Source organism: Mogibacterium diversum (genome assembly GCF_938028775.1).
Lineage (GTDB): Bacteria > Bacillota > Clostridia > Peptostreptococcales > Anaerovoracaceae > Mogibacterium > Mogibacterium diversum_A.
Genome location: NZ_CALIZG010000007.1, coordinates 104,932 through 117,491, shown reverse-complemented (window position 1 = coordinate 117,491; position 12,560 = coordinate 104,932). Strand labels below are relative to the sequence as shown.

The following is a 12,560-nucleotide window of genomic DNA, read 5'->3' as shown; positions in this document are numbered from 1 at the left end:
AGGTGTGATATGACAAAGAATATAGATAAAACATTTATGGAGGCTTATCAGGATCTAGTGGATGCCGCAAATAACATTACAAAGCAGACAACATCAATTGACGAGTCTATGAAACTATTTGATCAAGGCATGACGGATGCAGAGCTTTGTAATAAAATGCTCGACGAAGCAGAACAGAAAATTGAAGTTTTCAATTCTGATGAAAAATAGGTGCGGATATGTACGATTATAACGAATATAAAGCTCTTATCGAAGAGCATTTGCTCGATTACATTCCTAGGATTGATGCTAAAGCGCAAACGCTCTTTGAATCCATGAAATACAGCGTGACGAGCGGAGGTAAGAGGCTTCGCCCTGTACTACTATTAGCTGCATGTGATTTTGCTGGCGGCAACATATATGAAGCGCTCCCATTTGCATGTGCAATTGAATATATCCATACTTATTCGCTAATTCATGACGATTTACCAGCGATGGACAACGATGATTTACGTCGCGGAAATCCAACTAACCATAAAGTATTTGGAGAAGATATTGCAATCCTCGGAGGAGATGCACTACTGAATACTGCTATGGAACTGATGTTCAGGGATTTTACATATCAATTTGATAATCTCGAGAAGCTTAGGAGACACTGCCGAGCAGGTCTTATAATCGCAAAAGCTGCCGGAGTTAATGGGATGATAGCCGGTCAGGTGGTAGATGTCGAGAATAGCACAAAAGTTAATTTACAAGAATATGTGGATTTTATTGAAGAAAACAAGACAGGAGCTCTTATCTGCGCACCAATTATTGCTGGTTTAAGTATAGCTGGAGCGGATGAATCTATAATCGATGCATTTAACGTATACGCTAGATGTATTGGAAAAGCATTTCAGATATCCGACGATATACTGGATATGACAGGTTCAATAGAAGAACTCGGCAAGACACCTGGCAAAGATTCCCAGCAGGAAAAAGCTAATTTTGCAATAGTAAACGGTATAGAACAAGCAAAAGAAGAGCTACACGCCCTTACAATAAATGCGATTGAATCGATTGAACAATTTGAAACATCAGATAAAAAATTCTTTAGAGATCTAGCACTTAAGCTAGAACAGAGGAGAGCATAATGAAATATGATCTTGAACATGAAGATCTGATATCTATTATAAAATCAGCTGACGAAAATGAAATCGAGGAACTATGCAGTGACATCAGGGAATTTTTGATTCAGAAAGTTTCTAAAACTGGTGGTCATCTTGCATCAAATCTCGGTGTAGTTGAGCTAACTGTTGCTATGCATAAGGTTTACAACAGTCCTGTTGACAAGTTAATCTATGATGTCGGACATCAGACTTATGTACATAAGATACTCACGGGCAGAGCTGATCAATTCGATACACTCCGTAAATTTAAGGGGCTAAGCGGTTTTCCTAAAGCATATGAAAGTGTCCATGACGCATATGATACTGGTCACAGTAGCACATCACTTGGTGCAGCCGCTGGCTACGCAGTGGCTCGCAATTTAAAAGGAGAAGATAGCGAAGTAGTTGCGCTAATAGGGGATGGTGCCATGACCGGTGGGTTGGTTTATGAAGCTTTAAATAACATCGGTTCTAATAGGCTAAAGATACGCATAATACTGAATGATAATGGCATGTCCATCGCTCATAACGTAGGGGCTATGTCAAAGCATTTGCAGCGTCTTCGTACTTCATCTAATTATATAAATGCAAAAAAATCCGTACGCACATCACTGAATAGAGTTCCGCTGATAGGGAAGTCTATTTCAAATGGAATAAGTCGAACAAAATCACGAATTAAGCTTTCAGTGCTAGATCAACAGGGAATCCTTTTTGAAGAACTTGGCATTAAGTATATCGGTCCAATTGATGGATATGATATTCCTAAGCTCATAGAGGCATTTAATGCAGCAAATGCGGTCGAAGGACCGACTATCGTTCACGTTATTACGACAAAAGGTAAAGGCTATTCATGGTCCGAAAAATTTCCTAGAAAATTCCATGGTGTCGGTCCATTTAGTATTGATGACGGTAATTTATTATCGTCAGAAGGCCCATCAGGTGAGGTTTCATTCTCAGAAGTATTTGGTAACAAGTTACTAGAATTAGCAAAAGAAGATGACCGAATAGTTGCTATTACAGCAGCCATGGGAACCGCTACCGGGCTAGGTCCATTTTGCGATGAGCTTCCAAATCGTTTCTTTGATGTCGGTATTGCTGAACAACATGCTGTACTATTTGCTGCAGGACTTGCAAAAGCAGGCATGATTCCAGTTGCGCCAATCTACTCTTCATTTCTTCAGAGGGCATATGACCAAATCATTGAAGATGTATGTATACAAAATCAGCATGTCATTTTTGGAGTTGATAGAGCTGGACTGGTAGGTGCAGACGGTGAAACACATCACGGTGTATTTGATCTTAGCTATCTTTCAAGTATTCCTAATATGACAGTGTTTGCACCTGCGGATGGAGCGCAGCTTGAAGAGATGTTCGAATATGCTGTAAAGAATATGAATTCCCCTGTAGCTATAAGATACCCTCGTGGTTCTTCCAAATTTAATCATCTCAAATTAAAGGCATTTACAGGTACAAATATAAAGCTTTCTGATGGTGCTGATATTACTATTTTTGCAGTTGGAAATATGCTCGACACTGCACTTGATGCTGCACGAGAACTCATGTCAAAGGGGTATGACGTTGGTGTAACAAACGTATGTGTAGTAAGTCCGTTTGAAGAAGACCTGACTAAAATAGATACTAAACTTGTGATTACTTTAGAGGATAATGTTATTCGCGGAGGTTTTGGAGAAATACTTGCTGCCAAAGCGATTAAAACAGGAAATAATTATGGGTTAATTAACTTTGGAGTTCCTGATAAATTTATAGAACAAGGCTCTATAGAACAGCTTCGTATTGAATGCAGAATGACAGCGAATGATATAGTGAAAGGAGCAACTGAGTACTTTGAAAGAAAGGCTTGATGTCATACTCGTGAATAATGGACTTGCCTCATCACGGGATAACGCAAAGCGTACAATAATGGCTGGTCTTGTAACAGTTGACGGAATTGTTGAGACTAAATCTGGTCAAAAATTCGATGTAGATAGTGAATTTAAAGTTAAAGACAAGCTTCTTAAATATGTTAGTCGTGGCGGTCTAAAGTTGGAAAAGGCTATACAATCATTTAATATCAAACTAAATGGTTGCTATGCTGTTGATATGGGAGCTTCTACTGGCGGTTTTACCGACTGCATGCTCATGAACGGAGCACTAAAAGTTTACGCTCTAGATGTTGGTTATGGCCAGCTCGACTACAAGCTACGTGTAGACCCTAGGGTGATCAACATGGAGAAAACTAACATTCGTTATCTCGATACAACCCTTATTGAAGAGCCGATCGATTTCATATCCATCGATGTTTCATTTATTTCATTAAGGCATATGTTTCCTGTTGCATCAAAAATTCTCAAGGATACAGGAGCGGTTATGTGTCTCATTAAGCCGCAATTTGAAGCAGGTAGAGAGCAGGTGGGGAAAAAAGGCATAGTTCGTGATAGTAAAGTCCACGTGGAGGTGATAGAGAATGTCATCGTCTATGCATCTGATAACGGACTATATCCACATGGGTTAGATTATTCTCCTGTCAAAGGAACTAAGGGTAATATTGAATATCTACTATATCTCAGGAAAACAGAATCATCTGAGAAAATCTCGCCACAAGAGGTTGTGAATATAGCTCACGGCGAGCTCGATTATTAATAACATACAAAGGGGGAGATTATGGGCCTTTCACCGATGATGAAGCAATACTTCGACATAAAAGAGCAATACAAGGACTGCTTGTTAATGTATAGGCTAGGTGATTTTTATGAGCTTTTTTTTGACGACGCTCTGATAACATCTCGTGAATTGGAACTTACGTTAACCGGCAGAAATTGCGGTTTAGAAGAAAGGGCACCTATGTGTGGTGTTCCTTTTCATGCAGCGAATTCATATATTGCTAAACTAGTAGCAAAAGGATTTAAAGTTGCTATTTGTGAACAGATTGAAGACCCAAAAGAGGCTAAAGGCATTGTGAAGAGAGAAGTAATAAGAATTATTACTCCTGGAACAATTGATATAGATGAGTCCACAAATGCGAAAGACAATTTATATTTAGCCTCTGTATACATTACTAAAAAGACTAGCGGGATAGCATACACTGATATCACTACCGGTGAATTTACAGCACTTGAAGTCCGTGATAATCATGACAACGAGCTGTTGATTTCTGAGCTTGTAAGAATATCTCCTAAAGAAATCATTTACTTTGATGAAACCTCTTCAGATTTTATCGAAACATACTCTAAGACATCACCTGGCACATATATAAATACAATAGATGAATCATATTTTAAATATTCGTCTTGCGAAGATATACTCTTGTCTCAATTTGAAGTAACTTCTCTTATTCCTCTAGATATACAGGATAAGAGGGAAGTAACAATTGCCTCAGGATCGCTTCTTCTGTATCTAATGGAAACCGAAAAGCATGCATCTCCACAGATTAAGCATTTAATTCTAAAGGAATCTGGCCTAAATATGATTCTAGATAGGTCTACTATGCGCAATCTAGAACTGCTAGAGACGCAATATAATCAGAGCCAGAAGGGCTCGTTGCTTGACGTTTTAGATAAGACACATACAGCAATGGGTGGAAGACTTATCAGAAGGTTTATTAAAGAACCTCTAAAGGATAGCGATGCGATCAATAAGAGGCTGGATGCGGTTGAAACACTAGTTGATCTGCCAGTTAATAGAGCGAATATAGTATCGTCACTAAAACACGTATATGATTTTGAGCGTCTAACAGCCAGGATAGCGAGCATGAGAGCTAATGGAAAAGACCTCATAGCACTTAAGACTACTCTTAGAGAGCTACCCTCAATAAAAGATGAGTTATGCAATATAGATACGCCTCTTTTAAACGAAATCTATTCATCTCTTGACGATTTTTCGGAGCTAGAGGATCTTATCGAGAATTCTATTGTTGAAGAACCTCCATTTACAATCACGGATGGAGATCTCATTAAACCAGGTTACTCCGAAGAACTTGATAGTCTAAAATTATCGATCAAAGATGCAAAAGAATGGATTACAGGTCTTGAGACTAGAGAAAAAGAGCGTACAGGTATTAAGAATTTAAAGGTTGGATTCAACAAGGTATTTGGATACTATATCGATATTAGTAAATCTAATCTTCCTCTCGTTCCAGATGACTACATAAGAAAGCAAACACTCGTCAACAATGAGAGATATATAACACCAGAACTGAAGGAGAAGGAGAGCCTTGTCTTATCAGCTGAGGCTAAAATTAATAATATAGAATATGAGATTTTTAAAGAAGTTCGAGCCTCTATCGAACCATATTTTGCAAGGCTTCAAAGAGCATCTGCCTCAGTAGCTCTTCTCGACGTCCTGACTTCTCTTGCCGATGTCGCTTCAAGATATGGATACGTAAAGCCAATTGTAGATGATTCTAATGTAATAGACATTAAGGAAGGTCGCCACCCAGCAGTTGAGCAGATGATAGGAGAAGGTTTATTCGTATCGAATAGTACGCTACTTGACACAGTATCACGCAGTATGCTGATTATCACAGGTCCTAATATGTCTGGCAAATCCACTTACATGCGACAAACAGCCATTATAGTGCTGATGGCACAGATTGGGTCATTTGTTCCTTGTGAACATGCTCATATTGGAGCGGTTGATAGAGTGTTCACTAGAATAGGTGCTTCCGACAATTTATCTCACGGTCAATCGACTTTCTACATTGAGATGAGTGAACTAGCAAATATCCTTAGAAATGCGACTGAGCGTAGTCTAATCATACTTGATGAAATCGGTAGGGGTACTAGTACCTTCGATGGCCTTTCAATTGCATGGGCTACTATTGAGTTTTTGTCAAAACCAGGAAATTGTATTAGGACCATGTTCGCTACTCACTACCACGAGCTAACCGTTCTCGAAAGTAAATACGCAAACGTTAAAAACCTATCTGTTGCCGTAAGTGAGCAGGGAAGTGATATTGTATTTCTCCACAAGATATATGAGCAACCTGCTAGTAAAAGCTACGGTATTCATGTTGCAAAAATCGCCGGGGTTCCTTCTGAAATCCGTAAAAGGGCTGCTTCAAAGCTCAGAGAACTTGAGTCTGGTTCTAGTTCATCACCACTTTCGAGTGATCAGATATCATTCTTTGGACAGAGTATCATAGCAGATGGCGATAACGAATATGAAGAAATTGTCGATGAAATAAAGGATATAAACCTTAATAACATCACCCCGATGGAAGCAATGTTAAAACTGAAGGAAATCCAGGATAAAGTTAAATAGAAGGAGTTACTATGATTAGAATTCTCGATGAGTTTATAGCAGATAAAATAGCTGCAGGTGAAGTCATTGAACGCCCACTTTCTATTGTCAAAGAGTTGATTGAGAACTCTATTGACGCTGGCTCCTCGCAGATAGTAATTGAAATCAAAAATGGTGGTAAGTCATACATAAGGGTAACAGATAATGGGTCTGGAATAGTTAGCGATGAGATTGAACTGGCATTTGAAAGACACGCAACAGGTAAAATATCAAAACTCAGCGACCTAGATCATATAAATACTCTTGGGTTCAGAGGTGAAGCACTAGCTAGTATAACTGCAATCTCAAGAATTACAGTCTATTCCAAGACTGCTGATTCTGAACTGGGCACTAAGCTCAAGATGCAAGGAGGAACAACTGTAAGCATAGAAAAGACTGGTATGAATACTGGTACTACCATGGTGGTTGAGGACGTATTTTACAACACTCCTGCAAGACGAAAATTTATGAAGAGCGATGCTGCAGAAGCAACAGTGATCATCGATATGATTCAAAAGATTGCCATATACTATTCCCACATTGCTTTCAGACTCATTAACAACAAACAGACTGTTATTGCAACACCTGGCACTGGTGATATCCTCACTACAATTCAGTCAATATATCCATCTTACCGCCAACTAATAGAAATTCACGGTGACTATGTTCATGGATTTATTTCAGATCCAGGAAGCACAAAGAGCAACAAAAGAGGGCAGATATTCTTCGTAAACGGCAGATATATCAGTAGCTCTACTATTGAAAAGGGCATTATAAAAGGATACGGAGACAGAATATTCTCCGGTCATCCGATCTGCATCTTATTTCTTGAAGTTAACCCGGAGACTATAGATGTAAATATACATCCTAATAAGAAGGAAATAAAATTTCTACACGAAGAAGATATTGTTAAAGACATAGAAAACGCTATCAAACGTGTAATTAACTCAGAGAATACGATTCCTTCAGCAATTGGTCTTAGGTCTGAAGGCACTTCTGATACAAAAGCCTCTTCAGCAGTGGATATTACCACTTCAAACGCTGAAAGACTCTCTTCAGAGACCTATCAAGACAATTCGCTAAAATCCGATGAAAAGAGTACACAGGTTGATATAAAGTCATTTCTTGCATCTAAAACGAGGGTTTCAGATATCACTGATACATATACACCTGATGGATTAGCTGAACCTGCACAAAATTACACTGATACAGATTCTGTAAAGGGTGGTTTTGAAGAAGCTAATCATAATAATAACGCATCAAATGCATATAATAATGATGTTAAAATCAACGATAATGTTAAAGATGATGCTATAATTAAAAAGCAGATTGCAATTAAAGCACCTAATGTCCAGACATTTGATTTTGATTCACTAGTATATAAGGGATACTTATTTGATACATACATTATCATGCAATCAACTGATATAGCATATTTAATTGATCAACACGCTGCACACGAGCGTATCATGTACGAGCGTTTTATCACTGTGTATAATGACTCGGAACACGTATCTCAACCAATGCTCATGCCTTTTTCCATTGAGACTTCGAGCGATGTATATGCTGCCGAAAGATTCTGGATGGATGATCTCGCTAGACTAGGCTTCGATATCGACGATTTTGGAAATAATACATTCATCGTTAGAGGCATTCCGACCTACATGGATAGAGGTGAGGCAGAGCTATTTCTCCACACATACATAGAGGACACAGAATCAAGATCTGATAGAGGGAATACGACCGTTATCGATAAACTTATCATGCGCTCGTGCAAAGCCGCTGTAAAAGGAAATAATAAGCTTAGTACGATGGAGATTGAGGAACTTATCGAGCAATTGTCAAACTGTGTAAATCCATTTAGTTGTCCTCACGGGAGGCCTACATTCATTAGGTTTACATTATCAGAAATTTCGCGCGCATTTAAGCGTTAACAATATATAGAAGGGGAATCGTTATGACCATAGGTAATAAAAAAGTTTATATAATTGGTGGACCGACTGCTGCTGGAAAAAGCATTGTAGCACTTTATCTCGCCAAGAGAGTTAAGGGAGAAATTGTAAACTGTGATTCTGTTCAGCTTTATAAGTATATGGATATAGGAAGTGCTAAACCTTCTCAAAAGGATATGAAAGCCATTCCTCATCATCTATATGGTTTCGTTGATCCGTCTGATGATATAACAGTAGCACAGTATCAGAAGCTCGCTTTTGAGAAGATAGACGAGATATTAGCACGTGGCAATACGCCAATAGTTGTAGGTGGAACTGGACTATATCTTAACTCACTTATATACAAGATGTCATTTGCAGCTAAGCCAATAAACCTAAAGCGTAGAGATGAATTAGAACATCTTGCAGAGGTAAGAGGTAATGAATATCTATTTGAGCTTCTGTCTGCAGTAGACCCTGATGCAGCCGCAAGAATTCACCCTAATAACATTAGGAAGATTATACGGGCAATAGAAGCTTATGAACTAGGCTCAAAATTGGAATCAATGGATAAACTCGAACCTAATACTAAATATGATTTCAAGATTAATATAGTTAATATGGAACGTGAATGGCTTTACACTCGTATAAATAGACGTGTTGATAAGCTAATGGAGGAGGGACTACTCAAAGAGGTAAAGCACCTTCTTTCTATGGGATATAATAGCGAAACACCAGCGATGAAAGGTATCGGATACAAAGAACTCTTATTGTACCTTGATGGTAAAGCTACACTTGAAGAAGCTGTGAATAATATTAAAACGAATACACGACACTATGCAAAACGTCAATTGACATGGTTTAAGCGCTACGAAAATGCTCACTGGATTGAGATACAAAAGGGGCAGATGGTTGGCAATGTAGTCGATGAAATTCTAGAAGCTAGTAAATAATTTGGACTATGACTATCAAAAGAACTATCGGAGCCGCTGGCAGCGATGCAAAGCGGCTCAAAATTCACAATAAATCTGATAAACCAGATAATGTGATTGAAAAAGAAAACGAAATATACATGAAGTGTGAGGCAATTGAACGTGAACTACCTAGTTTTTTGCGTTCATATTTTGTGTACCTAAAAGGAAATGTTCTTCCCATGTCTAGACTTGCATACCTGCAGGATTTGCGTTTTTTCTTCGATTATCTCATTAGTAATACTTCGCTCACAGATGCTGATGTTCCAAAAAATATAAAACTTGAAGAAATTCGCGAACTAACATCTATGGATGTCAATCTATTTATTGATTTCTGCCGCAAGTACACTGTAGATGATGGCGATAAGATTATTATTTATGAGAATAATAACAAAACTCTCGCACGCAAAAAATCTTCTGTATCCGTCATGTTTAAACAGCTTTATCGCGATGGATTTATTGAAAACAACATAACTGATGGATTTGATCCAATAAAAGTTCCGAAACCTGGTGAGCGTGAGATAAAGGCACTTCAGGATGATGAGGTAATGATTATGCTTGACGCGGTAAGCACTGGTTCAAACATGACTCCACATGAGCGCAAGTACTGGGAGAAGACGAAGCTTCGTGATAAAGCAATTCTAATTCTTTTCTTAACCTATGGTCTTAGGCTTTCAGAACTTCAGCAGCTCAACATTTCTTCATTTAATTTCTCTCGTGGCGAATTTATCATTTATCGCAAAAGAGGTAAAGAATCAAGCATGCCGATTAATCAGTCAGTACAAATGACTGTTCAGGATTATATCAACAACGAACGTTCTTCGATTGCTGAAGAAACGGAAGCCGACGAGGATGCGTTATTTCTGTCTTTACAAGGAAGACGTATGACATCAAGGTCGATAAGGGAGCTAGTAAAAAAATATACTGCAATCGCGCTTAACACTACAAAACACAACGGTTATAGCCCGCACAAGCTACGCGCAACAGCAGCCACTAGTCTCATAGGTCGTGGAAACTCTATCTATGATGTACAAGCTCTACTTGATCACGAGCAAGTAACGACAACTCAGCTTTATGCTTCACATAAGATGAATGTAAAGCGAGATTTGGTGAAAGATATGGAGTGGGAGATAGAGAGAAAGGACAACGATTAATGACTATCTATAATGAGCATCTCATAAAGAATTTTGGTATTAAGCCTGCTGTTCTAGACATCGTAGATAGGGCAGAGGAACAGTTAAAAAAACAGTTTACTGAACTAGAGGATATATGTGCTATTAACCAGCTCAAAGTTCTCGGTGCATTTCAGGATAATAAAATTAGTGATTCACACTTCGCATGGAACACTGGATATGGATATGACGATGCAGGTCGTGAAGCCGTTGAAAAGGTGTATGCTAGCATCTTCAATACAGAGGCAGCACTTGTAAGACCAAATATAGTCAATGGCACACATGCACTCTCAACGACGCTTTTTGGCATACTAAAACCAGGTGAAGAACTGATTTACGTGACAGGTCGACCATATGATACCTTACAGACGGTCATCGGCATTAATGACCATGATTATATGGGAACTTTGACGGATTATGGTATAGAGTACAGCGAAGTTGAGTTAAATGATAACTTGGATGTTGACCTAGAGGCAATAAAAAATTCTCTCCACGAGAATACGCGGGTAGTTGCAATGCAGCGTTCAACAGGGTACGACTGGAGACCAGCGATAACCTTGGACAGCATCCGTAAAGTCACTGATCTTATACACAAAATTCGCCCGGATATCATAGTTATGGTAGATAATTGCTATGGTGAATTCGTAAGTGCAGAGGAGCCGACTGATTTTGGAGTGGATGTAATTGCAGGTTCTCTTATCAAGAATCCAGGTGGTGGACTAGCGCTTTCTGGTGGATATATCTGCGGAAGAAAAGATTTAATAGAGAGAATCTCATATCGCCTAACGTGTCCAGGCATTGGTTCTGAATGCGGATTAACTTTTGGACAAAATCGTTCCGTTCTTCAAGGAATTTTCCTTGCACCCAAGGTTGTAAATGCAGCGCTAAAGGGAGCTATGTTATGCGGTACTGTTTACGATATGCTCGGATATGAGGTGTGCCCGCCAGTTTCTTCAGAGAGAAGTGACATAGTAGAGGCAATCAAATTCAGGAATCCAGACTTAGCGATAGCATTTATTCAGGCGATTCAGTCTGCTGCACCAATCGACGCATACGTTACCCCAATTCCCTGGGATATGCCGGGTTATGATGACCAAGTGATTATGGCAGCTGGCGCCTTTGTACAAGGTTCTTCCATTGAATTAAGTGCAGATGCTCCGCTCAGAGAGCCTTATATTGCTTACTATCAGGGCGGTCTTACTTATGAACATGCTCGATTCGGTATCATAAAAAGCTTGCAGGAGCTAGTAAATAGAGGCTTAATAGATGTCAACAAAGCACAAGGAGAAAACAGAAAATAATATTGAATGTACAGCGAAAGCAACAATAACTGATTTAAAACAAGATGTACGTGCAAATACACGTAATATCACTATTTCTAAACGGTTAATCGCCTTTGGTAAGCTATTTTTGCTTTTTGCTATATTAATTGTTGTTCCACTCGTGTTATATCTCTTATATAAAGATACGTTGTTCAATAAGGATTATTTGTCAAATATATCAAATAGACTTGATGACTTTAAAGGTTTTGCATTTATTCCTCTAATATTACTGCAAATTATTCAAATCGTCATATGTATCATACCAGGTCAACCGATACAGTTCGCATCAAGTTACTTATATGGGGTACTAGGTGGTTTCTTAATATCACTAGCGGGAGCTTTCATTGGGACAGTAATCACTTACTACCTTGCAAAAGTCCTTGGAAATGACGCTCTTCATGTTATATTCGGCGAAGAAAAAGTTAAATCATATGTGAGAAAACTTAATAGTAGACGCGCTTATGTGATAATATTTCTCATATACTTAATACCTGGTATTCCGAAAGACTTCACCAGCTATATTGCTGGTATTTCAAATATAAAAATCAAACCATTTATATTTATTTCGATACTCGGCAGGTCTCCGGGAATTCTTGAAAGCTTGTTATTCGGAATGTTTTTAGCACATAGAAATTACCTTGGTATTGCTTTCTTGATTATTGTTAGCATTATTATTATGCTATTTTGTTATATAAAACGCGATTTATTACTTAAATTTATTGACTCTTATGAAGATTCTGAAGATAGTTTAGAGGTTTAG

Annotated in this window: 10 protein-coding genes; all 10 read left to right on the top strand. The window is 38.5% G+C overall.

The window, feature by feature from the left end; translation table 11 throughout:
* Positions 1-9 precede the first annotated feature (9 nt).
* From xseB to Q7O90_RS01270, 10 genes are read left to right on the top strand one after another with little or no spacing between them, the layout of a single operon-like run.
* Entirely contained in the window at positions 10-210 is a 201-nt protein-coding gene (gene xseB, locus Q7O90_RS01315) for an exodeoxyribonuclease VII small subunit (protein WP_304126502.1), read from the top strand.
* Between the two features lie 8 nt (positions 211-218).
* Positions 219-1,112, top strand: coding sequence for a polyprenyl synthetase family protein (locus Q7O90_RS01310; RefSeq protein ID WP_304126500.1), 894 nt, complete (start codon positions 219-221; stop codon positions 1,110-1,112).
* Positions 1,112-2,989, top strand: coding sequence for a 1-deoxy-D-xylulose-5-phosphate synthase (gene dxs / locus Q7O90_RS01305; RefSeq protein WP_304126498.1), 1,878 nt, complete (start codon positions 1,112-1,114; stop codon positions 2,987-2,989). Before Q7O90_RS01310 ends, dxs begins: the two co-directional genes overlap by 1 nt.
* On the top strand, positions 2,973-3,767 hold the full coding sequence (locus Q7O90_RS01300; RefSeq protein ID WP_304126497.1) for a TlyA family RNA methyltransferase: 795 nt from the start codon (positions 2,973-2,975) through the stop codon (positions 3,765-3,767). The genes dxs and Q7O90_RS01300 overlap by 17 nt, the downstream gene beginning before the upstream one ends.
* Before the next feature lie 21 nt (positions 3,768-3,788).
* On the top strand, positions 3,789-6,386 hold the full coding sequence (gene mutS, locus Q7O90_RS01295; protein ID WP_304126493.1) for a DNA mismatch repair protein MutS: 2,598 nt from the start codon (positions 3,789-3,791) through the stop codon (positions 6,384-6,386).
* Positions 6,387-6,397: 11 nt separating this feature from the next.
* The gene (gene mutL / locus Q7O90_RS01290; RefSeq protein ID WP_304126491.1) at positions 6,398-8,338 is read left to right on the top strand and encodes a DNA mismatch repair endonuclease MutL; all 1,941 of its coding nucleotides are present in this window, start codon (positions 6,398-6,400) and stop codon (positions 8,336-8,338) included.
* A gap of 23 nt (positions 8,339-8,361) precedes the next feature.
* Positions 8,362-9,288 carry a tRNA (adenosine(37)-N6)-dimethylallyltransferase MiaA gene (gene miaA, locus Q7O90_RS01285; protein WP_304126488.1) on the top strand — a complete coding sequence of 309 codons (927 nt, stop codon included), beginning with the start codon at positions 8,362-8,364 and terminating at the stop codon, positions 9,286-9,288.
* Between the two features lie 8 nt (positions 9,289-9,296).
* Positions 9,297-10,460: a tyrosine-type recombinase/integrase gene (locus Q7O90_RS01280; protein ID WP_304126486.1), complete on the top strand. Its 1,164-nt coding sequence runs from the start codon at positions 9,297-9,299 to the stop codon at positions 10,458-10,460.
* A complete protein-coding gene (locus Q7O90_RS01275) occupies positions 10,460-11,779 on the top strand; it encodes a methionine gamma-lyase family protein (protein WP_304126483.1) in 1,320 nt (439 codons plus the stop codon). The genes Q7O90_RS01280 and Q7O90_RS01275 overlap by 1 nt, the downstream gene beginning before the upstream one ends.
* Complete coding sequence (locus Q7O90_RS01270; protein WP_106056882.1) at positions 11,745-12,560, top strand: TVP38/TMEM64 family protein; 816 nt, start codon at positions 11,745-11,747, stop codon at positions 12,558-12,560. The genes Q7O90_RS01275 and Q7O90_RS01270 overlap by 35 nt, the downstream gene beginning before the upstream one ends.